The sequence below is a fragment of the Flagellimonas sp. 389 genome (genome assembly GCF_018449435.1).
In the GTDB taxonomy this organism is placed as follows: Bacteria; Bacteroidota; Bacteroidia; order Flavobacteriales; family Flavobacteriaceae; genus Flagellimonas.
On the sequence record NZ_JAHCMU010000012.1, the window covers coordinates 114,405 to 137,423 of the forward strand.

General features: G+C 38.3%; 24 protein-coding genes. 18 read left to right on the forward strand and 6 right to left on the reverse strand.

Features of this window, described 5'->3' with window-relative positions:
* The first annotated feature begins 45 nt into the window (after nt 1-45).
* Genes ribD through KIM67_RS11905 form a run of 4 tightly spaced genes read left to right on the forward strand, consistent with a single transcriptional unit; the run spans nt 46 to nt 3,146 of the window.
* Nucleotides 46-1,077, forward strand: coding sequence for a bifunctional diaminohydroxyphosphoribosylaminopyrimidine deaminase/5-amino-6-(5-phosphoribosylamino)uracil reductase RibD (gene ribD, locus KIM67_RS11890; RefSeq protein ID WP_250149247.1), 1,032 nt, complete (start codon nt 46-48; stop codon nt 1,075-1,077).
* Nucleotides 1,070-1,672 (forward strand): HAD family phosphatase, encoded by a 603-nt coding sequence (locus tag KIM67_RS11895; RefSeq protein WP_213831615.1) that lies wholly within the window; start codon nt 1,070-1,072, stop codon nt 1,670-1,672. The genes ribD and KIM67_RS11895 overlap by 8 nt, the downstream gene beginning before the upstream one ends.
* On the forward strand, nt 1,672-2,535 hold the full coding sequence (locus tag KIM67_RS11900; RefSeq protein ID WP_213831616.1) for an EamA family transporter: 864 nt from the start codon (nt 1,672-1,674) through the stop codon (nt 2,533-2,535). Before KIM67_RS11895 ends, KIM67_RS11900 begins: the two co-directional genes overlap by 1 nt.
* Nucleotides 2,535-3,146 (forward strand): YigZ family protein, encoded by a 612-nt coding sequence (locus KIM67_RS11905; protein WP_213831618.1) that lies wholly within the window; start codon nt 2,535-2,537, stop codon nt 3,144-3,146. Before KIM67_RS11900 ends, KIM67_RS11905 begins: the two co-directional genes overlap by 1 nt.
* On the opposite strand, the gene KIM67_RS11910 is transcribed toward KIM67_RS11905, so the two are convergent.
* Nucleotides 3,143-3,541, reverse strand: a complete 399-nt coding sequence (locus KIM67_RS11910; protein WP_213831620.1) for a thioesterase family protein — start codon at nt 3,539-3,541, stop codon at nt 3,143-3,145. The two genes, KIM67_RS11905 and KIM67_RS11910, sit on opposite strands and share 4 nt — an antisense overlap.
* Nucleotides 3,542-3,743: 202 nt before the next feature.
* On the opposite strand from KIM67_RS11910, the gene dnaA reads away from it, so the two are divergent.
* The 3 genes from dnaA to KIM67_RS11925 are packed head-to-tail and all read left to right on the forward strand — an operon-like array spanning nt 3,744 to nt 6,369.
* Nucleotides 3,744-5,168: a chromosomal replication initiator protein DnaA gene (gene dnaA / locus KIM67_RS11915; RefSeq protein WP_163418620.1), complete on the forward strand. Its 1,425-nt coding sequence runs from the start codon at nt 3,744-3,746 to the stop codon at nt 5,166-5,168.
* A 16-nt stretch (nt 5,169-5,184) separates the two neighbouring features.
* Entirely contained in the window at nt 5,185-5,637 is a 453-nt protein-coding gene (locus KIM67_RS11920) for a low molecular weight protein-tyrosine-phosphatase (RefSeq protein WP_213831622.1), read from the forward strand.
* 3 nt (nt 5,638-5,640) lie between these two features.
* The gene (locus KIM67_RS11925) at nt 5,641-6,369 is read left to right on the forward strand and encodes an SAM-dependent methyltransferase (protein ID WP_213831624.1); all 729 of its coding nucleotides are present in this window, start codon (nt 5,641-5,643) and stop codon (nt 6,367-6,369) included.
* Between the two features lie 50 nt (nt 6,370-6,419).
* Here KIM67_RS11925 and KIM67_RS11930 read toward each other — a convergent pair whose 3' ends face one another.
* The 4 genes from KIM67_RS11930 to dapF all read right to left on the reverse strand — a co-directional run bounded on the left by KIM67_RS11930 (nt 6,420) and on the right by dapF (nt 9,558).
* Entirely contained in the window at nt 6,420-7,064 is a 645-nt protein-coding gene (locus KIM67_RS11930) for a hypothetical protein (RefSeq protein ID WP_213831626.1), read from the reverse strand.
* 160 nt (nt 7,065-7,224) lie between these two features.
* The gene (mltG, locus tag KIM67_RS11935) at nt 7,225-8,265 is read right to left on the reverse strand and encodes an endolytic transglycosylase MltG (RefSeq protein ID WP_213831627.1); all 1,041 of its coding nucleotides are present in this window, start codon (nt 8,263-8,265) and stop codon (nt 7,225-7,227) included.
* On the reverse strand, nt 8,258-8,788 hold the full coding sequence (locus tag KIM67_RS11940; protein WP_213831633.1) for a GNAT family N-acetyltransferase: 531 nt from the start codon (nt 8,786-8,788) through the stop codon (nt 8,258-8,260). The genes mltG and KIM67_RS11940 overlap by 8 nt, the downstream gene beginning before the upstream one ends.
* Nucleotides 8,782-9,558: a diaminopimelate epimerase gene (gene dapF / locus KIM67_RS11945; protein WP_213831638.1), complete on the reverse strand. Its 777-nt coding sequence runs from the start codon at nt 9,556-9,558 to the stop codon at nt 8,782-8,784. Before dapF ends, KIM67_RS11940 begins: the two co-directional genes overlap by 7 nt.
* A 133-nt stretch (nt 9,559-9,691) precedes the next feature.
* On the opposite strand from dapF, the gene KIM67_RS11950 reads away from it, so the two are divergent.
* The 11 genes from KIM67_RS11950 (at nt 9,692) to KIM67_RS11995 (ending at nt 21,647) form a co-directional block, all read left to right on the forward strand.
* Nucleotides 9,692-11,083 carry a trypsin-like peptidase domain-containing protein gene (locus tag KIM67_RS11950; RefSeq protein ID WP_213831640.1) on the forward strand — a complete coding sequence of 464 codons (1,392 nt, stop codon included), beginning with the start codon at nt 9,692-9,694 and terminating at the stop codon, nt 11,081-11,083.
* A gap of 136 nt (nt 11,084-11,219) precedes the next feature.
* Nucleotides 11,220-12,668, forward strand: a complete 1,449-nt coding sequence (locus KIM67_RS11955) for a glyceraldehyde-3-phosphate dehydrogenase (protein ID WP_213831642.1) — start codon at nt 11,220-11,222, stop codon at nt 12,666-12,668.
* A gap of 110 nt (nt 12,669-12,778) precedes the next feature.
* Entirely contained in the window at nt 12,779-13,384 is a 606-nt protein-coding gene (locus tag KIM67_RS11960) for a tRNA (guanine-N1)-methyltransferase (RefSeq protein WP_213831644.1), read from the forward strand.
* A 99-nt stretch (nt 13,385-13,483) separates the two neighbouring features.
* On the forward strand, nt 13,484-13,756 hold the full coding sequence (locus tag KIM67_RS18625; RefSeq protein ID WP_250149248.1) for a GNAT family N-acetyltransferase: 273 nt from the start codon (nt 13,484-13,486) through the stop codon (nt 13,754-13,756).
* Between the two features lie 3 nt (nt 13,757-13,759).
* Complete coding sequence (locus KIM67_RS18630) at nt 13,760-13,933, forward strand: N-acetyltransferase (RefSeq protein WP_250149249.1); 174 nt, start codon at nt 13,760-13,762, stop codon at nt 13,931-13,933.
* A 31-nt stretch (nt 13,934-13,964) separates the two neighbouring features.
* Nucleotides 13,965-14,639, forward strand: coding sequence for a tRNA (guanosine(37)-N1)-methyltransferase TrmD (gene trmD, locus KIM67_RS11970; RefSeq protein WP_213831645.1), 675 nt, complete (start codon nt 13,965-13,967; stop codon nt 14,637-14,639).
* Nucleotide 14,640: 1 nt separating this feature from the next.
* A complete protein-coding gene (locus KIM67_RS11975) occupies nt 14,641-14,967 on the forward strand; it encodes a hypothetical protein (RefSeq protein WP_163418608.1) in 327 nt (108 codons plus the stop codon).
* A gap of 121 nt (nt 14,968-15,088) precedes the next feature.
* Nucleotides 15,089-15,439 (forward strand): 50S ribosomal protein L19, encoded by a 351-nt coding sequence (gene rplS, locus KIM67_RS11980; protein WP_163418607.1) that lies wholly within the window; start codon nt 15,089-15,091, stop codon nt 15,437-15,439.
* A gap of 622 nt (nt 15,440-16,061) precedes the next feature.
* Nucleotides 16,062-18,284, forward strand: coding sequence for an NADP-dependent isocitrate dehydrogenase (locus KIM67_RS11985; RefSeq protein ID WP_213831647.1), 2,223 nt, complete (start codon nt 16,062-16,064; stop codon nt 18,282-18,284).
* A 91-nt stretch (nt 18,285-18,375) separates the two neighbouring features.
* Nucleotides 18,376-19,185, forward strand: a complete 810-nt coding sequence (locus KIM67_RS11990) for a DUF4249 family protein (protein ID WP_213831650.1) — start codon at nt 18,376-18,378, stop codon at nt 19,183-19,185.
* A gap of 62 nt (nt 19,186-19,247) precedes the next feature.
* Complete coding sequence (locus tag KIM67_RS11995; protein ID WP_213831651.1) at nt 19,248-21,647, forward strand: TonB-dependent receptor; 2,400 nt, start codon at nt 19,248-19,250, stop codon at nt 21,645-21,647.
* Nucleotides 21,648-21,665: 18 nt separating this feature from the next.
* Here KIM67_RS11995 and KIM67_RS12000 read toward each other — a convergent pair whose 3' ends face one another.
* Nucleotides 21,666-22,988, reverse strand: coding sequence for a GntP family permease (locus KIM67_RS12000; protein ID WP_213831652.1), 1,323 nt, complete (start codon nt 22,986-22,988; stop codon nt 21,666-21,668).
* Between the last annotated feature and the right edge of the window lie 31 nt (nt 22,989-23,019).

The window sequence follows — 23,019 nt, forward strand, 5'->3', positions numbered from 1 at the left end:
TTTTAATTATGCTATTTTTGCGATGTGAATATACATGAAAAATACATGTTACGATGTATTGAGCTAGGTGAAAGAGGACTTGGGACTACGGCACCAAATCCAATGGTAGGTTGTGTAATCGTGTATGACCAAAAAATCATCGGTGAAGGCTATACAAGTCCTTATGGCGGTCCACATGCCGAAGTAAATGCGATTAACTCAGTAAAAGAAAAAAAACTACTTTCAAAAGCTACACTTTACGTCACCTTGGAACCTTGCTCCCATTTTGGAAAAACTCCACCTTGTTCGGATTTAATACTAAAACATGCGATTCCCGAAGTCGTCATCGGACTCCAAGACCCCCATGATAAAGTTGCGGGAAAAGGTATTGAAAAACTAAAGGCCTCTGGATGTAACGTAACCGTTGGGGTTATTGAAGCTGAGTGCAGAAATCATCATAAACGATTTTTGAGTTTTCAAGAAAAAAAACGCCCTTATATTGTTTTAAAATGGGCAGAAACAAAGGATGGCTTTATTGCTCCTGATAAGAAACAAAGAAATAACGTACCTGAGCCTTTTTGGATTTCGAACACCTATTCAAAGCAACTGGTGCACAAATGGAGAACAGAAGAACAAGCAATTTTAGTTGGCACCAATACCGTACTTGAAGACAACCCCAAGCTTACTGCAAGAAATTGGGGAGGCAACCACCCCACTCGTGTTATTTTGGATAGGGATTTAAAGATTCCTTCGGATTTTCATGTTTTGGATAAAAGTGTAAAGACCATCGTTTTTACGCAAACTGGCAATTCAACGAACCATGTGAATGGAGTTATTTATGAATTGATTGATTTCTCGCTGCCCATCGCTCAGCAGATATGCGATGTGCTCTATCATCACTCAATCACAAGTCTATTGGTTGAAGGAGGCGCGAAGACACTACAAACTTTCATTGATTCAGGATTATGGGACGAAGCAAGGGTTTTCAAGGGAGTGACCTTGTTTCAAAAAGGTATAACAGCTCCAAAAATTCCTGGGCGACTTTCAGAGAACATTTCAATACTGACGGACACTTTATCAATCTTTTTAAATGATTAAAAATATAATTCTAGACTTTGGTGATATTTTCATCAATTTGGATAAATCCGCTACGGCAAAAGCCATGGAAAAATTTGGTTTTTCGGGCCTAACTACGGATTTAGATACGCTTTTTAAGGAGTATGAAAAAGGAACTGTAAGTTCTATAGCTTTTTTGAATGATGTTTCGCACCACTTTCCAAAAGCGACCCGACAAGATTTAATCAATGCTTGGAATGCTATTTTATTGGATTTTCCAGATAGACGATTGGAATTTATAGAAGCATTGGCCAAGGAAGATCAATACAGGTTGTTTCTGCTCAGCAATACCAATGACATTCATATTGAATTTGTGAAACACCAAATGGGCATGGAGCGGTTCAATAGATTTAGGGAGTCTTTTGAGATATTTTATCTATCCTATGAAATGGGAATGCGCAAACCTGATGCCGAAATCTTCGAATTTGTTTTGGAAGAAAATAAGCTAATAACAAGTGAAACCTTTTTTGTAGACGACACTAAAGAGAATACAGATGCTGCGGCCAGTCTGGGAATTCATATTTGGAATTTGAAAGTAGGCAAAGAAGATATCACACAATTAAAATCTTACTTGTAATGCTATATCTGGTCCTTAGTGTGCTTTGCTCAAGTTTGATCTTCGTCATCTTTAAACTTTTTTCAGTATACAAAGTACAGACCCTCTATGCCATTATCACCAATTATGTGGTAGCTTGTGTGGTAGGCCTGGTTTTATATGAGGGCACAATAGATTTTAATGAAATAACACATAAATCTTGGTTTTTGGGCACTTTAGCGCTCGGCATGTTTTTTATTCTCATTTTTAATTTAATGGCAAAAACATCACAAGTTGCTGGTGTTTCGGTAGCTTCGGTGGCAACAAAAATGTCTTTGGTCATGCCAGTCATCTTTGGGGTCATTCAATATAAAGAGTCTCTTTCCCTGCTTCAGATCATAGGCATTTTACTTGCGTTGGCAGCAGTCTATTTTGCCTCTCTAAAAGAAAATGGCATCGTAGTCTCCAAAAAGATATTGGTGTTACCACTGCTCGTATTTCTAGGTTCCGGGATTATAGACATCAGCATGAAATATTTTCAGGAAAACCATCTACAACCTGAAGAAGTTTCCATTTTTTCGGCCATGATTTTTGGTTTTGCGGCGATTACCGGTTTTGTATTTATTGGTTCAAAAGCAATTAAACAACCCATCACACTTAATTTTAAAAATGTATTGGGCGGCATCGCATTGGGAATTCCCAACTATTTTTCCATTTTCTTTTTGATCAGGGCTTTGGAAAACAAGGCGCTTAGCAGTGCTGTCATCTTCACATTGAACAACGTTGCCATCGTTATGCTTTCAACCATTCTTGGGATTTTGATTTTTAAGGAAAAAATGAGCTTAAAAAACCGAGCTGGTATTCTCTTGGCCGTAATCAGTATTGTTTTAGTAGCCCTATTTTGATGAAGGCGGACGATATTTTCAAGACCATTGCCGAGCCGTCCGATGAAATTCTTTTTAAGGATAGAAAAAGCAAATTTTATGGCTATGCTTTCCCTATTACTTCTGAAGATGAAGTAAAACCCATAATTGAAAAACTACGTAAAAAACACCATACCGCAAATCATGTCTGCTACGCATGGCAGTTGGGCGAGAAAGTATACAATTATAGGGCAAACGATGATGGAGAACCCAATAATTCTGCTGGAATGCCAATTTACGGGCAAATTCAAGCCTTTGAAATCACCAATGTATTGGTAGCCGTTGCAAGAATTTTTGGAGGTACCAAACTTGGAGTTGGCGGACTTATTCAAGCATACCGCACTGCAGCCCAGATAGCTTTGGAAAATGCATCCATTGTTGAAAACACCATAGCCTCATTCTTTAAACTGCATTTTGAGTATCCGATCATGGACAAAGTCATGCGAATCATCAAACAAAAAGGAATAACCATAGTCTCGCAAAAAATGGAACTGACTTGTATATTAACTATTTCAGTAAGGGAGAGCGAGGGCAAAGAAACTAAAATACTTTTCGACGAAATGCAACATGTGCGTATTAAAACACTTCACTAAAAAGTTAACTTTTCCAGAATATGATCGGGACATTTTACTGGTCTATTCGTATTCTTATCCATGAACGCCAAAACAGTATTGGCTTCTGCCAATAATTCCCGAGATTCGTTATAAATTTTGTAGTCAAACTCAATCTTCACCAAAGGTGGTTTCTTGATTTCGGTCTCTACAGTAATCAAATCATCATAAAGCGCCGACTTTTTGTATTTAATCTGTAAGGAAATTACGGGCAGTATAATTCCATTTTCCTCCATGCTCCTATAAGTGGTGCCCAAGGACCTTAGCCACTCTACCCTGCCAAGCTCCAAATACTGCGCATAGTTACCGTGGTATACGACACCCATTTGGTCGGTTTCTACGTAACGAACTCTAAAAGAAAATGAATTTTTTAGCATATATTAAATGAAAAATGATATATTTAAAGGCTTGGTTAACATTAAGGAAACATGCGAAAAAAAAATAGAATATTCAACCACTAAATGATTTTTTTTTTCAAAGATTTGTTCACATATTTGTCGCATCCAAAGAGCATCTAATTTCCCCTTAGATGTTTTAACATAGCTTTAAACTAACCAACAAAACTAAGGAAAAACTTTTATGAGTGTGACTGCAAATTCCGTGTGGAACAACTGTTTGGCTTTTATCAAGGATAATATCCAACCGCAGGCATTCAAAACTTGGTTTGAACCTATAAAGCCTATCAAGTTAACAGACAAAGCCCTTAGCATACAGGTGCCCAGTAAATTTTTTTATGAGTGGCTAGAGGAACATTACGTGAAACTTTTAAAAGTTGCGCTCACCAAGGAATTGGGAAATAATGCAAAACTTATTTACATCATTAAAATGGAAAATAAGTACGGTAATAAAGAACCGTTCACAGAACAAATACCAAGCTCCAACAGAACTGCCGTTGGACCACAAGAATTAGATGTGCCAATTACTTCAAAAAGTCCTGAGCTCAAAAACCCTTTTGTTATTCCCGGAATACGAAATATAAAGATTGAGTCACAGCTAAACCCAAATTATAACTTTGAGAATTTTCTCGAAGGTGATTCCAATCGCTTGGCAAGGTCCGCGGGTATGGCGGTAGCCAATAAACCTGGGGGCACTTCCTTTAACCCGCTGTTGGTTTTTGGGGGAGTTGGTCTAGGGAAGACACATTTGGCCCATGCCATTGGTGTTGAAATCAAGGATAAATATCCAGAAAAGACCGTATTATATATCTCTGCAGAAAAGTTTACGCAGCAGTATATAGAATCTGTTAAAAAGAATACTAGAAACGATTTTATCCATTTTTACCAGTTAATCGATGTACTTATCATTGATGATGTACAGTTTCTATCCGGTAAATCGGGCACACAAGATGTTTTCTTCCATATATTCAACCACTTACACCAAAACGGAAAGCAGGTTATTTTAACATCCGATAAGGCTCCAGTGGACATGCAGGATATAGAACAACGTTTGTTATCACGATTCAAATGGGGACTTTCCGCAGAATTACAGAGTCCAGATTTTGAGACCAGAATCTCTATCTTAAAGAACAAGCTCTATCGTGATGGTGTTGAGATGCCAGATGAGATTATAGATCATGTCGCCAAAAACATAAAGACCAATATTCGAGAATTGGAGGGCGCCATTATTTCTTTGATAGCACAATCCTCCTTCAACAAAAGAGAAGTGACGTTGGAACTCGCGCAACAAGTGGTTGAAAAGTTTGTAAAAAATACCAAGCGAGAAGTTTCCATAGACTATATCCAAAAAGTAGTTTCGGATTATTTTGAGATGGATGTAGCTACCTTACAATCCAAAACAAGAAAGCGCCATATTGTGCAAGCAAGACAATTGGCCATGTTCTTTGCAAAAAAGTTCACGAAAGCCTCTCTGGCCAGTATAGGGTCGCAAATTGGAAAAAGAGACCATGCCACAGTGTTACACGCCTGCAAAACAGTGGACAACTTAGCCGAGACGGATAAACAGTTTAGGAAATACATCGAAGACCTAAGCAAGAAATTCTCTTAATAATTACTTATACTTAATGAAAACCAAAGTCTTGATGGTCTGCCTGGGAAATATATGCAGGTCACCCTTGGCCGAAGGTATTTTAAGGTCTAAAGTTGATAAAGACAAGATAGTTGTAGATTCAGCAGGAACAGCTGGTTATCATGTTGGCAATCCGCCGGACAGAAGATCTATATCGGTAGCTAAAAAACATGGAATCGATATAAGCCTTCAAACGTGCAGACAATTTTCCAAAGACGATTTTAACATTTTCGACTTTATCTATGTCATGGATAAAAATAACTTTGATGATGTAATACTTTTAGCAACTTCCGAATTAGAAGAAAAAAAGGTAAAATTACTTTTGGACGAAGTCGACTTAAACATCAATGAAGTACCCGACCCCTATTATGGGGGAACGGACGGTTTTGAAAATGTATATCAGATGATCGATATCGCTTGTGAGGCAATTGCAAAAAAAGTAAGTTAGCGTATGGAGGACCCTAAACCAAGCCTCATTGTAGGCAAAATATACTTGATTCCTACTACACTTGGAGATAATGCACCTCTTGAGGTATTACCGATTTCCATAAAGCGAACTATTGAAAATACTGATCATTACATTGTAGAGAACGAAAAAACCGCAAGGCATTTTATAAAAAAAATAAGTCCAAGTAAGGCTCAACCCACCCTGCATATTGAAACATTGAACAAATTTACCGATCCAGCCGTTATCCCGGAGTTTTTGGAACCTTGCATCAGTGGTTTTGATATAGGCATACTATCCGAAGCGGGCTGCCCGGGAATTGCCGATCCAGGTGCAGAGGTAATTCGAGTTGCACACGAAAAAAGAATACAGGTAGTTCCTTTGGTAGGGCCTTCTTCTATTCTCATGGCCATGATGTCAAGCGGAATGAACGGACAAAATTTCGCATTTAATGGTTACCTGCCTATCGATGCTTTTGAACGTAAATCCAAAATTAAGAGTCTGGAACGTATCTCGAGAGAAAAAGGCCAATCCCAAATCATCATGGAAACACCCTATCGAAATGATAAACTTTTGAAGGAGTTAACGAAAATACTTCAAAAAACCACAAGATTATGTGTTGCCTGTGATATTACATTGCCTACAGAGTTCATTAGGACCAAAATTGCGCATGAGTGGAGCGAAATAAATATTGACCTTAATAAGAGACCTACAATATTTATTATTCAGGCATAAAAAAACCCAGAATTGTATTCTGGGCTTAAGGTTTCATCAAGAGTCAATTCTCAAACTTTTGCATTTCTTTTTTGCGCTATTCTAGAAATGTCATACCCTGCAAATTTTCGAATGTAATATGAAATACTACTTCCATACGCATCTGCTACATCGTTCTTTCCATAAGAACGTAGGTACTTTTTCACATTTCCGGCACCAGCTAGATGCGCTGCGGCCAAAATACCAGATTCAGTAATTTCAACTCCTCTTATCCTTTTCCCGTTAAAACGTTTAATATCCCTGCGCAAAATCCATTTATTCCTTGCAATATTGGTTTCAAATGTCTTTTCTTGAAGCGCTGGATCGTTCAAAAAATTCTTGGAATCGTGCACACCCATTAAACTAAGGGTGCTCAAACCAAATTGATACTTTCCAAGATATCCGAACGTATTAATAACAGAGTACCTTCCTTGGGATTCTTTAAAAGCCAAAGCTTCTTTAAATCCATTGTACGCTTTTCCCAAAAAAGGAGGTTTAATTTTTAAATCTTTGGAAGAATCCAAAGAATCTTTAAGAACCAAGATTTCAGTATTGGCTTCTACTTTTAACGAATCAGGAACTTTATAGTCCACTTTTTTCGTCACGGTATACGAACCAAAACTTGTCAAAATTACAATCATGGCCAGATGCAAAATAAAGCTTATCCATCTTTTCATAACTTTCATATTTAGCGTTCTGATGTACCAAAAACGGTACAACTAAATTAGGGCGGCAAATATAAGGGCAGTGTTTTTCATTTGAAGCATGATGTTCATAAGATTTTCTTAAATGAGGCCTAAAATCCGTTAAATCACTGAAAATTAACGACAAAAGGTATTATCGACGTACTTTTTTGGAATCCAACCATCGGGTATATTGTACTTTATTTCGGTTGTGTTGCGCCAAGGTTTTGGCAAACATGTGGTATCCAAAATTGGAAACATCGGCTACAAAAAATAAATAATCGTGTTTTTCAGGATTTAAAACGGCATCGATCGAAGAGATGTCGGGCATGGCAATCGGACCTGGAGGAATGCCAGCATATTTATACGTGTTGTAGGGCGAATCCATTTCTAAATCTCGATATAAAACCCGCTTGATAATGGTATCAAAATTCCCCGTTTCCTTTTTTATGGCATAAATAACTGTTGGGTCAGCTTGCAGTAATATGCCTTTCCGCACTCTATTAAGATATACTCCGGCCACTCGAGGGCGTTCCTCTACTTTTACGGTTTCCTTTTGTACTATTGCGGCAAGCGCTATGACTTGTGATGGAGAAAGATTTAATTCTTCCGCTTTTTTCAATCGTTCAGCATTCCAGAACCGTTCATATTCCTTATACATCTTATCCCTAAAATTCTTTGCATTGGTATTCCAGAAGAATTCATAGGTATTGGGCAGGTACATTCCTAATTTGGAGTCTTCGTTCAAGCCTATACTTTCCAAAAATTCAGGATCATTGAAACTCTTAACAAGCTCGGTACTATCTGCCTCTATCTGTTGGGCTATCCTTCCTGCCAAGGCATTTAGGGACTCTTGATTGTTGAACGACACTTTTACAGGGATATTTTTACTTCGAAGAGAATTGATCATCTCATTATTGTTCATCCCCTTTTTTACGGCAAACTTTCCACCTTTAATATTTGTTACATATCCTTTGCGTTCCGCTACGGCCTCAAAAGTGGACATGTCCTTAACCAGTGGTTCTAGACTATTCCTTACATCAGAAAAAGTAGCATCGGATGGAATGTACACAAAGGCTTCATCATTATTAAAGTTGGTATTAGGACTAAAAATTGCACTGTAGATTTGATATGCTATGAAACCACATATCAAAAGTCCTAGAATGGCTGTTGCCCAAAGTACTTTTTTAAGCATGGGAATTTATTTTTTGGAACATAATCTCATTTTTGAAACCGTTATTGGTCCTGATCCACTCTTTCTTCACGCCTATTTTTTGAAAGCCCATTTTTTCAAATAGATAAATACTAGCGGTGTTTTCTTCCAATATATTGGCATAGAGCTGGTGAACATCTAGAATTGAAAAGGCATAATTGCATAATAGGGTAAGTGCTTCCGCACCCAAACCCTTGTTCCTATCTTCAGGTCTTGCAATTACGATACCTATCCCTACCCTTCTGTTTTTCGGGTCAAAATCGAAAAGATCTATTAAACCAATACTTTTATCAGCATTATCACAAATGCACAAGCGTAATTGCTTCACATCAAAAATATCCCTGTGAGCGTTATCCAAGTATAATCGAAGTACTTTTTTAGAGTATGGCTTTAATGTGCCGCTTATCTCCCAAATTGAAGTATCATTTTCCAATTGGTACAGAAAATCCAAATCTTTGGGTTCCAAAGCCCTTAAACTTACTTGTTTTCCTTTAAGGTTTACCATTTAATTTCACCTTTATAGACCTGTTTTGCCGGTCCTTTTAAATAAATATTCCTGTAAGAACCTTCTTGATGATCAAAGCTAATGGTCAGATTTCCACCGGGAGTGCTCACTTCAATACTGTTCAAAGATGTTTTACCCAGTTTGTGCATAGCAATGGCAACTGCCGTTACCCCTGTTCCGCATGAAAGTGTCTCATCCTCAACACCCCTTTCATAAGTTCTCACCCCAAAAGAGTTGCTGTCCAACTGTTCAACAAAGTTTATATTGCTTCCAACCTGTCCATAAAGCCCATAACGCAACTTGGCACCTTCTTTTTGCACATCCAACTTTGATAGGTTTTCTATGAGCTGTACATGATGTGGCGACCCTGTATCCAAAAAACTATACGCAGGTTTTATTTTGACCTCGTCCACATCCGTCATGTTCAGTTCTACAATGTCTTCCACAATTGTAGCATGGTGTAATCCGTCAATAGCATTAAACGAAGTCTTACCATTGATAACACCCAGATAGTTGGCAAAAGCTACCAAACATCTGCCCCCGTTCCCGCACATAGTACTTTCTGCACCGTCAGCGTTGTAATAGACCATTTTAAAATCCGACATTTTGTCATTTTCCAATAAAATGAGCCCATCTCCCCCAATGCCAAATTTTCTGTCACAAAGCTTGGCAATCAATTTGGTATCGTTTTTGGGAAAAGTTTGTAGACGATTATCAATGATTACAAAATCATTTCCCGTACCTTGATATTTAAAAAATTGTAGTGCCATAATTGCCTGCAAAGAAACAAATATAGGGTATTCTTTAAGGAATTTTTTGTAGTTAAAAGCGAGTTAAACTGATGAAGCCAAAAATGAATTGAATTAGTTTTGTTAATTGAAAAAGTTAAATTTTTATAGAATTATGAAAAGAATTGCCAATTTACTCTTGGTATCCGTTTTTGCAGGTGCAATAACATTGGGAGCTTACAAATTATTTTTTGAAAAAGATACGTATAAATGGGTTGCGGAAAACCAAGAAACACCTTTTATAAGTACCAGTGGTCTAACAGCATCTGCCAAAGGAGCGGGAATAAATGAAGTTGACTTTACCATTGCAGCAGAAAAAACTGTAAATGCGGTAGTACATGTTAAAAACGTAACCTTAAATAAAGGCTCCAATAGCATAGCCGATTTCTTTTATGGGTTTGAACGTCAACAAACCCCACAAGTAGGTACGGGTTCTGGTGTAATTATTTCACCTGATGGCTATATCGTCACCAATAATCATGTTATTGCTAAGGCCAGTCAATTGGAAATAACCCTGAACAATAACAAGACGTACGATGCCACGGTCATTGGCGCTGATGCAAGCTCCGACATAGCACTTTTAAAAATTGATGTGGAAAAAGCACTGCCTTATCTAGCTTTTGGTGATTCGGACAATGCCAAGATCGGTGAATGGGTGCTTGCTGTTGGAAACCCCTTTAGCTTGACTTCAACGGTAACCGCAGGAATTGTAAGTGCCAAAGCAAGATCGTTGGGCAGAAATCAATCCTTTATCCAAACGGATGCAGCCGTGAACCCTGGTAATAGCGGTGGCGCATTGGTCAATACGAATGGTGATCTAATTGGTATAAATACGGCCATCACCTCACAAACAGGTTCTTATGTAGGATACTCGTTTGCAGTACCTAGCAATATCGCTAAAAAGGTGGTAGAAGACATCATGGAGTTTGGCAATGTGCAAAGAGGACTATTGGGCATCTCTGCTGCAAACGTAAATTCTAGACAAGCTATTGAAATGGGATTGAACGAAATTGAGGGAGTCTACATTTCTCAAATTGAAGAAGACTCCGGAGCGGAAGCAGCTGGATTACAATCAGGTGATATTATCAAAAAAGTTGATAATGTGCTTGTGCGTAAATTTTCTGAGCTTACCGGGTACCTGTCTTCAAAAAGACCGGATGACACTATTGAAGTTGTGGTAGATAGAGATGGCAAAAGAATTACAAAGAAGGTAACCCTTAAAAAACAACAGACCGTTCAATTGCCCACTGTTGGTTTTACGGTAAAGAATTTATCCAAAAAAGATAAAAAGACTTACGGGGTAAGCAAGGGAGTCAAGATCACTGATGTACCTGAAGGTTATAACCGTTACGATTTAAAGAACAAGGTAATTACGGAAGTGGACGATAAACCAATAAGTAATATTGAAGATGCTAAGGAGCTTTTTGATGAAATTTCCAGATATGGTAGAACAAGTTTTACCATGATCAACGAGAAAGGTGAAAAAGAACGTCTTATACTTCAATAAAACGTATAAATAAATATGAATGAAAAATAGCACCCAAAATTGGGTGCTATTTTTATGCGCAAAATCTTTTACGAAAACGTTTGAAATATCTAATTTTGCCGAGCATTTAAAAAAACAACATCTCCAACCGATAGATATGAGTGATATTAAGTCTTACGAGAAAGAACTTGCATTCCAAGCAGATAGAAGAAAAGCTACTACGGAATTCATAAAAATTATCAGTGACCTTTGGTATGACAAAGCAATTGAAGTGGTACTCTTCAAAAATCAAATTATAGATAAAAATGTAAGCGATATTATCAATCTCCATGAATACGCCGGGGAATTTGTACAAAAACCGATTTCAATCTTTGATTCAGTTGAAATTCTTAGGGCCATTAACGATATCAACTTACCTCCTTCAAAATTGGATATTGGCAAGTTGACCTACGAATACCATTCGGACGACAACAATCACCTGAATGTTAAGTCATTCGTTTTGGAAAAACTCAAAGATGCCCAAGCATCCAAAGAAATAAAACCGAAAGATGTTGTGCTTTATGGGTTTGGTAGAATTGGCCGATTAGTTGCCAGGGAGTTAGTTGCCAAAACCGGAAGAGGTAGCCAGTTGAGACTTAGGGCCGTTGTGGTTAGGGGATTGATCAACAAAGAGGTCTTGGAAAAAAGAGCAGCGTTGTTAAAAACCGATTCCGTACACGGACAGTTTATGGGTACCGTAGATGTTGATGAGAAAAAAAATGCCTTGATCGTAAATGGCACAACAGTTCTGTTCATTAGCGCAGACAAACCTGAAGCTTTGGATTATACACAATTTGGAATCTATAATGCACTTATTATTGACAATACAGGTGCTTTTAGAGATAAAGCAGCACTTTCCAGACATTTGGAAGCTAAAGGAGCAAGCAGGGTATTGCTAACTGCGCCGGGCAAAGAAGTCCCAAATATAGTGCACGGCGTAAACCAAAAAGATTTTGACCCGGATAAGACAAAAATATTTTCGGCAGCATCCTGCACCACCAATGCCATAACGCCAATATTAAAAGTCATTGAAGATTCGCTTGGGATAAAAAAGGGACATTTAGAGACCATTCATGCCTATACAAATGATCAAAATTTGGTTGATAACATGCACAGCAAGTACCGTAGAGGTAGGGCCGCTGCGCTAAATATGGTCATAACCGAAACCGGTGCGGGAGCAGCAGTTGCCAAAGCATTACCTTCGTTAAAAGGAAAATTAACATCCAATGCCATTCGAGTTCCGGTCCCCAATGGTTCACTGGCAATCCTTAATCTTGAAGTAAAGAACAAGACCTCCAAGGAAAGTATCAATACCATTTTAAAGAAGTATGCCCTTGAGGGCGACCTTGTGGAACAAATTCAGTATTCTTTAAGTAATGAATTGGTATCATCGGACATTGTGGGCGCCTCTGCACCTTCCATCTATGACAGTAAGGCTACCCTAGTGTCCGCAGACGGGAAAAGTTTGGTACTTTATATTTGGTACGACAATGAGTATGGCTATTCACACCAAGTAATCCGATTGGCAAAATACATTGCCAAAGTAAGGCGCTATACCTATTATTAAAGCCTAAATCTTTGCATATAATTTTTATTAAAAGATTTTTCTTTTCAATCTTAACTTTATTCGTGTAATTTCGCAGTTCCCTCAATCTAAATTTATACGCAATATTTATCATGAAACGTTTACAAGTATTTTTCACCCTTACCTTACTAATCACTTTTTTACCAATTTTAGCCCAAGACAACGAATCGGAATCCAGTTCTGACAATACGCTTGTTGGACAATTTCAACAACTTGAAAAAAAATCGGGTAATTACAGGGCAAACGGTGTTCGTTACGAAGTTGTACGCATAGGGGACTTGGCCAGAATCAAGGAGAATATTTTCGATTCCATTAATAGTGCCAACACATCAATAAAAAACTTATCCGCTACCATAGAAAGCAATAACTCAAAAATAGAAGAGTTAAATTCCCAGCTTCAAGAGACTACCAATAATTTAGAGACCGTTACCGAAGAAAAAGACAGCATGTCGTTTTTTGGGGCTTTGGTGAGCAAGGGAACGTATAACCTAATACTTTGGTCAATTATTTTCGCATTGTTATTATTCTTGTTGTTTTTTATCTACAGATTTAGAAACAGTAACTTTTTAACCCATCAGGCAAAAACGGCACTTGCCGATGTAGAAAAAGAATACGAAGAACATAGACGCCGTGCACTGGAACGTGAACAAAAAATCAGTCGTCAATTACAAGACGAGCTGAACAAGCAAAAAAAGTAAACCAAAAACTCCCTTTTTTAGGGAGTTTTTTCATTGATATCCTTATCAAAAAAATATAATAGGAAATCTTTAGCTTTACGATTATAACTATTTTATGTGATGAAAGTTAAAAGAGCAACCCTATCAGATGTAGCGTTTATCGCTCCGTTATTCAATGAATACCGAATATTCTACAAACAAGAAACAGACTTAAGTGCCTCCAGAGCTTTTCTTGAAGCGCGTTTGCGCAACAACGAATCAATCATTTTTGTAGCAATTAGTGAAGGGGAGATGATTGGATTTACCCAACTCTACAAAACCTTTTCATCGGTATCATTGCAACCTTATTATATTTTGAATGATTTATTTGTAGCACAAGCGCACAGAAAATAAGGAGTGGGAGAAGCACTACTAAACCATGCAAAAATCCATTGTGCCAAAAAGAATTATAAAGGCTTGGCACTGGAGACCGCTACAGATAATCCAGCACAAAAATTATATGAACGCTTAGAATGGAAAAAAGATAATGACTGCTTTCATTACTTTTGGAAAAATACTATTGCACAATAACCCTTATTTTTGATGAATTTCTAAGATAGCCATGCGGATAGATATTATCACGGTTTTGCCAGAACTATTAAAAAGTCCTTTTGAAGCTTCAATCTTAAAAAGAGCTATAGAAAAGGGGCTGGTCGAAGTACATTTCCATAATTTAAGGGATTACTCAACGGGCAATTACAAGCAAGTGGACGACTATCAATTTGGTGGGGGTGCGGGAATGGTTTTAATGGTAGAGCCCATAGACAGGTGTATTACTGGATTAAAGGAAGAACGGGAGTACGATGAAATCATCTATATGACACCAGACGGAAGTACACTGAATCAAGCCGTTTCCAACGAGATATCCCTAAAAAAAAATATCATAATCCTATGCGGCCATTACAAAGGAGTTGACCAAAGGGTACGTGATATGTTCATAACAAGAGAAATTTCCATAGGTGATTACGTACTGTCAGGTGGGGAGTTGGCGGCCGCAGTCTTTTGTGATGCTGTTATACGATTATTGCCAGGAGTCCTCAATGATGAAACCTCAGCATTAACAGACACATTTCAAGATAATTTATTGGCGCCACCTGTTTATACTAGACCATCTAATTATAAAGGCACAACTGTACCTGAAGTGTTGCTAAGCGGTGATTTCCCAAAAATAGAGAAATGGCGCGAAGAAAAAGCTTTGGAGCGAACTGAAAAACTAAGACCAGATTTATTAAACTGATATGGAAAATTCTCACACGCTATTTTATGCCATTGGAGGCATTCTGAACGCACTTGCACAACTGGTTGTTATTATAGGTTGTATTGTTTTGGTCACCAAACAGAAAAACACGGGCACTATTCTCATGTTGGTCGCAAGCATTCTTTCCCTGCTCTTTTTGATAGGAAACTTTGCAGGAAACATGATTGCTGGACATTATGGGACAGATGCTATTTTGCTGTTCAGTAAAATGACCGCAGTTTTGACACCACTCCCCTATGTTCTGTTTGCTGCCGGGCTATTAACTTACGGGGTGATGTATGTCAACAAAACAAAACCTGTAGCATAACCATTTAAAAATTTAAAAACATCTTGTCAATTCTAAATATTGCACTATTTTTGCAATCTCAAAATTAACCTCTGACGATGTCCGTGAAAGTTAATCTTGTTAAACGATAAAAAAACATACCATGGAATCCTTAATAAAATTTGTTGAAGACGAATTTGTTCCAAAAAAAGATTTTCCAAAATTTTCTTCTGGTGACACGATAACTGTTTACTATGAAATTAAGGAAGGTGAAAAAACCCGTACACAGTTCTTTAAAGGAGTTGTAATACAACGAAGAGGGACTGGAGCTACAGAAACATTCACTATTAGAAAAATGTCAGGTACTGTTGGTGTGGAAAGAATTTTCCCAGTAAACATGCCAGCGCTTCAAAAAATTGAAGTAAACAAAAAAGGTAAGGTACGTAGATCTAGAATCTTCTACTTTAGAGAGCTTACAGGTAAAAAAGCCCGTATTAAAGAGATAAGAGGATAACTCAATAATCCTATACGTAATAAAAAGCACCTGTAACAGGTGCTTTTTTTATGAACAATTGTTAATAACCAAAGTTCATAGTCTGTTGATTTTTAATCGCTTATAAAGTTTGCATACCTCCTACTTTATTTTAATTTAGTAAAAGAATAAGCAAGGGATGTATTTCTACTCCTTATTCTTTTAGAGTTAACGTTCTTTAAAACTGATATTTTCCTTTTTAGTTGGTAACACTACTAATCGAAAAAGAAGTTTCATATTTAGATAAACTTAGGTTAATCTAATTATGGGATAATAAATTTTATGTGCGGACAGAAGAGCAATTTTCTGTTTTGATAAAATTTAGAAAATAACAGACCTGTTTCGTAAAATGTAGTTTGATTTAATAATTAAAGATATTTTGCGAAATAAACGTTAAAAGAGCAACGGATGCAATCAATGGTTGCGAATTTGTTGAAAAGCAAATAAAAATCTTTTAGCTCTTTTCAGAAAGCCATATCAATGTTCACACATAGATATGGCTTTTGTTATTTGGGCTCTTCTAAATTCACACTTTAAGTTAAATCCCTTACACTTCCAACAGCCATAAATTGTATATTTGCACCGCTCAAATAAAAACACCTTAATGGCTAAAATTTTCTACACAAAAACTGACGAAGCGCCAGCCTTGGCAACATTATCTTTTTTACCAATAGTAAAAGCATTTACAAATACCGCCAATATAGACATAGAGACCAAAAATATTTCGCTTGCAGGTAGAATAGCAGCTGTATTTCCCGAGTTTTTGGACGATAACCAAAAAATATCGGATGATTTGGCCAAATTGGGCAGTTTAGCAAAGACCCCGGAAGCCAATATTATCAAATTACCAAACATAAGTGCATCCATTCCACAACTAAAAGAAGCCATTGCGGAACTTCAACAAAAAGGATTCAACGTACCCAACTATCCAGACGAGCCAAATACCGAAAACGAGAAGACCGTTAAGTCCAGGTATGATAAAATAAAGGGAAGTGCCGTAAACCCTGTGTTGCGCGAAGGAAACTCCGATAGAAGAGCGCCAAAAGCAATTAAAAATTACGCAAAAAAGAATCCCCACAGCATGGGCGAATGGTCATCGCAATCCAAAACCCATGTGGCCACAATGTCAGAAGGAGATTTTAAACACAATGAAAAATCCTTGACTTTAAAGAATGTTGATGATGTGCGTATTGAACTGGTCAATGCCAATGGCGAAGCGACTGTACTAAAAGAGAGCACTCCGCTTCAAAAAGGGGAAATAATCGATGCTACGGTCATGAGCAAACGCGCACTTGTTGATTTTTTAACCCATGAAGTGGCAGCCGCAAAAAAGGATGGTCTTTTACTTTCCCTACACTTTAAGGCCACTATGATGAAGGTGTCCGATCCAATTATATTCGGTCATGCATTAAAAGCTTATTTCGCTGATCTCTTTGAAAAATATGGTGATGCTTTAGAAGATTTAGGAATAAATCCCAATAATGGTTTAGAAAGTCTGCTTGATAAATTGCACAAGTTGCCCGAAGCAAAACGAAAAGAGATTGAAGCTGTAGTTGCTGAAAATATCGAAAATGGTCCAGCTTTGGCCATGGTGAATTCAGATAAAGGAGTAACCAATCTTCATGTCCCCAGTGACATCATTATCGATGCTTCCATGCCAGCAATGATTAGAAACTCTGGAAAGATGTGGGACAAAAATGGACAACCTCAAGATACGAAAGCCATTATTCCTGATAGTAGCTACGCAGGAATTTATCAAGCTACCATAGACTTTTGCAAAGAACATGGCGCTTTCGACCCCACAACCATGGGAACCGTTCCCAATGTAGGACTAATGGCCCAAAAAGCGGAAGAATATGGCTCCCATGATAAAACTTTCGAGATACAAAATTCTGGAACAGTTCGCGTGGTCAGTACAACGACCAATGAAGTTTTACTACAGCATAACGTTGAGCAAGGGGATATCTGGAGAATGTGCCAAGTTAAAGATGCTCCCATCCAAGATTGGGTAAAACTAGCTGTTACCAGAGCTCGAGCGACCAACACACCTGCTGTATTTTGGTTGGATGAAGAAAGAGCCCATGACGCTGAATTAATTGGTAAAGTAACCGAATATCTGAAGCTTCATGATACAGAAGGATTGGATTTACGTATTCTATCCCCCACTGATGCTACCAAATTCACTCTGGAACGCATAAAGGATGGAAAAGACACTATCTCAGTCTCTGGAAATGTGCTACGCGATTACCTTACTGACCTCTTCCCAATTCTGGAAGTTGGTACCAGTGCAAAAATGCTATCCATAGTTCCGTTGATGAACGGTGGTGGCCTGTTTGAAACAGGTGCTGGTGGATCTGCACCAAAACATGTACAGCAGTTTTTGGAAGAAGGACACCTAAGATGGGATTCCCTAGGTGAATTTTTGGCACTTGGTGTTTCCTTGGAACACTACGGCGAAAAAAATCAGAATAAAAAAGCTTTGGTATTGGCAGAAGCTTTGGACAATGCAACAGAGAAATTCTTGGACAACGATAAATCTCCTTCAAGAAAAGTGAACGAACTGGATACACGGGGAAGTCATTTTTATCTGGCATTGTACTGGGCAGAAGAACTGGCTAACCAGAATGAAGATAAAGAGCTTAAATCCTCTTTTACCAAGGTGTATGAGTCCCTTGATGCTAACCAAGATAAAATCACTTCAGAATTAATAGATGCACAAGGTGTTTCTGTTGATATTGGTGGATATTATCTTCCCGATTCGGATTTGGCATCAAAAGCAATGCGACCAAGTAAGACGTTCAATACCATTTTAGAGGCTATTTCTTGATTTTTCACAATTAAGGATTAAGAAACTGTTAAACCAGATAGTTTAATAGTATGATTGTCTATTTTAGACCCCAAAAAGCAACTTTAACACTTTGAAAAACAGCATATACCCCCTACTATTATTATTTCTACTAGCGAGTTGTGAAGAAGTAATCGATATAGAGTTGCCAACTTCTGAACCTAGATTGGTCATAGACGCCATAATAGGCTATAACCAAAACAATGGAGACCCAATCACTATTGGACAGGTAAAACTTACCCTTACAGCACCTTTTCTTCAAGATGAAATACCGCCTGCAGAGAATGCAACGGTAACCATTATAGACGAAGAAAATGGACAATCTTTTCCCCTAGTAGAAAGTGACCCAGGTGTTTTTCAAAATGGGTTTCCTGATTTGGAGTTTGATAGGGAATATACCCTTATTGTGAATTACGATGGAGAAACCTACACAGCAACACAACAGTTGATACCAGCCCCGGTCATTAGTAGCGCTGTACAAGGAGACGGTTTTTTGTTCGATGAGGAAGAAGAGACCGAAGTGGTCATCACATTTACAGATACCCCAAACGAACGCAACTACTATTTGTTCTCTTTTGGGTTTGACAACTTTTTGGTTGTCGATGATGAATTTTTTGAAGGTAGTGATATTACATTTTCATATTTCTATGAAGATGTTGAACCTGGCGATTTGCTCACGATAACACTATTAGGGATTGATAAAAATTTTGCAGATTACGTTGACCTAGCTTTGGTACAATCTGGAGAAAGTGGCGGTGGCCCTTTTGCAACTCCTCCAGCTACCGTTAAAGGTAATATCCTAAATACGACAACCCCGGAAAATTTCCCTTTTGGCTATTTTAACCTGAGTGAGTTTGACACTGAATTATTGACCGTTGAATGAAATTAGATATCTCTTTTTCTATAAATCGCCCTGTTTCATTCAAAACATCGAAAAAACGTAAAATGTCCAAAAGGCAATTGTTTCTTTTTCTTTCCTTGCTGATTAGCGCTATCTCTTTACAGGCACAAAATAGATTTACGTTAAGTGGCACCATTACAGAAGCTAGCAGTAATGAGACCCTAATAGGAGTAACCATAGCGTTTCCAGAGTTAAAAACAGGTGTAACCACCAACGAGTATGGGTTTTACTCCATCACACTGCCACAAGGTGAGTATGAAGTTATTGTTAGCTATTTGGGTTTTCAGGAGGTTCGTGAGACTATAAACCTATCCCTTAATATAAAAAAAGACTTTGAGCTCAATGAAGAAGCGGAACAACTGGACGAAGTTATCGTTTCTGAAAATCCAGAGCGTTTGGATATTGTAAAACCTCAAATGAGCGTAAATACCCTTGCGGTGCAGACCATAAAACAAATACCCGTGGTACTGGGCGAGGCGGATGTCATCAAGTCGCTACTTTTATTACCTGGTGTTTCCAATGCTGGTGAAGCTTCTTCAGGATTTAACGTGCGTGGTGGTGCAGCGGACCAAAATCTTATTCTATTGGATGAAGCCATCGTATTTAACTCATCTCATCTTTTTGGGTTCTTTTCGGTTTTTAACCCAGATGCCATAAAAGATGTAAAACTGTTTAAAGGAGGTATCCCCGCTAGGTATGGCGGAAGACTTTCGTCTGTTTTGGAAATATTTCAAAAGGAAGGCAACAGTAAGGAATTTAAGGTAAACGGTGGAATTGGTGCCGTGGCCAGCAGACTGCTCGTGGAAGGCCCGATTATCAAGGATAGAACGGCTTTCTTGGCAGGTGGCAGGGCTTCATATGCACACTTGTTTTTACCGTTTTTTGATATTGACAACAAAGCCTACTTCTATGACCTGAATACCAAAATCAACCATAAGATCAACGATAGGAACAACATATTTTTATCGGGTTATTTTGGGCGTGATTTGTTCAGCATCAATGACAGCTTTGTAAATACCTACGGTAATGCCGTAGGGAACTTTAGATGGAACCATTTGTTCTCGGACAAATTGTTTTCGAACCTGTCCATAATCTATTCCGATTATTTCTATGGCCTAGAACTCGATTTTGTAGGTTTTGAATGGGATTCGGGGATTCAAAATTTCAATCTAAAGTATGACCTCAAACATTATATCAACGATAAGTTTCAGTTGAATTATGGATTGAACAATATATACTATGTATTCAATCCCGGTGAAATAAAACCGAACAGGGAAGATTCGGGAATAGTCGCAGACCAGCTTACAAAAAAATATGCAAATGAAGCTGCAGCCTATGTTGATGTGCAGCACAAAGTCTCAGAAAGGCTGAGCCTTAACTATGGGCTTCGGGTCAGTCATTTTAACCGATTGGGGCAAGATGAATTTTTTGTTTACGAAAATGACAATGCCGTCATTTTTGATCCTTCCATTGGGATATATAGAGAAGGAACACCCACAGATACCATAAGTTCCAGCCGGGGCAACAGCTTAGATACGTTTACCAATTTTGAACCAAGGATATCGTTATCCTATAATTTTAACGGAAAAAGTTCCGTAAAGGCAAGCTATACGCGATTAGCACAATACTTACATTTACTTTCCAATACCAACTCCCCTACTCCCTTAGATGTATGGACTCCCAGTGGTCCATTTGTTGAGCCACAATTACTGGACCAATATGCCATAGGCTATTTTCAGAATATAAAAGATGGCGTATTCGCCTTGGAAACCGAGTTGTTTTATAAGGATATCCAAAATAGAATCGATTATATAGATGGTGCAAACTTGATTGCAAATAATGCCATTGAACAAGTAATCTTAAATGGAGAAGCCCGCGCTTATGGGTTGGAAATCTTATTTAGAAAGAACGAAGGGCGTTTTAAGGGGTGGTTGGCCTACACACTTTCAAAATCAGAGCAGAGGACACCTGCAAGAACCTCAACAGAAACGAACGGAATATCACCATTGGAAACCGGTATTAATTCAGGGAAATGGTACAATACGCCTTATGACAAAACCCATGATATTTCGGTATTCGGTAGTTTTGATATAAACGAGAAATGGAACTTTAATGCAAACTTTGTATACCAAACAGGCCAACCTACAAATTATCCCATAGGCCAATTTGAGTTTCAAGGGATTACCATTCCATTTTTTGGAGAACGTAATGTAGAGCGTTTACCCGCCTACCATAGACTGGACATTTCGGCAACATTGACTCCAAAAAGAAATAAAAGAAAAAAGGTGCAATCGGAATGGGTGTTTAGTATCTACAATGCTTATAATCGTATGAATGCGGCTTCTATCAACTTCAGGGAAAATGAGGACAGTGGTAGAAATGAAGCACTCAGGACTTCGATATTCGGGATTATTCCTGCGGTGACCTATAATTTTAGGTTTTGATCAGTTTCTATTTTGCTATTATAAAACTTGATATAACAACAAAATCAACGTTATCCCTACCACTCCTTGTAAAAGAGTTCCCAAAGTGTGTCCTTTCAAAGCGTTCTTTACATCAATATTGGAAAACTGCGAAACCACCCAAAAATAACTATCGTTGATATGGGATACGGTCATGGCCCCAGCTCCTATGGCCAATACCGCAAATGCCTTATCCGTAGCTCCGACCAAACCAAAAGTCTCCAATAAGGGCGCTATGATGGCCGAGGTAGTAATAATAGCTACCGTAGAAGATCCCTGCGCCGTTTTGAGCACCATGGCAATAACGAAAGCTATCAAAAGACCACCAATCCCAGAGCTGGATTCGAAATTAATCACCGAAGCAATATCAATTGTCCGTAAAATAGCTCCAAAAGCTCCCCCGGCACCTGTTATCAATACAATGAGCCCCGCTTGTTTAAAGGCTTCGGTAACCCAGCCCTTCTTTTGCTTTGCAGGTACTTTTCGCCCCAACGAAACAGCCAATAGAACCCCTGCCAAAAGTGCAATGATAGGATTGCCCAAAAAATTGAAAACATCAAAAACAAGTTCCTTTCCCAATGGGTATGTGGGGTAGCTTACAATTGACTTCATGGCTATAAGAACAATGGGTACGATAAGCGGCAAAAAAGCCTGAAAAGGTGTAATGCCAAAATCCTTCTGAGCATCATCGGCGGCAACGACTTTGTCGGTAACTTCTTCCTTTAGGGATTTTCCAATAAACCGTGCCCAAAAATACCCTGTCAACGACACGGGTACCGAAACCAACAGTCCAAAAATCAAGACCATTCCCAAATCAGCTTCCAAAATTGCTGCTGCGGCCAAAGGACCTGGCGTTGGCGGAACAAACACATGTGCTGCGTACAATCCGGTTGCAAGGGATATCGCAAAAACCAGCACGGGAATTCCTGTTTTCTTGCTGATGGCTTTGTTCAAAGACGAGAGGATGATAAATCCAGAGTCACAAAAAACTGGAATTGAAATCAAATAGCCCGCTAAATTAATGGCTAGCGGCGACCTTTTCAATCCCACCAATTTTAAAACGTAATTTGCCAATACCTTTGTACTCCCGGTTCGCTCCAGATAAATGCCGATAACTGTTCCAAAAGCAATAACAAGACCAATGCTCGACAGTGTTTTTCCAAAACCTTCGCCCAATGTATCCATAATATCCTTGGGGGAAAGTCCAAGTAAAAATCCTGTGGATACTGCGGCTATTGTCAACGAAAAGACAGGATGCATTTTAAACCTGACGGTAGCGAGAATAATAAATAGAATAACTACGGCCAGTACAAGAATCTCCATGCTCAATTTTTGTAAAATACCTGCTAAATAT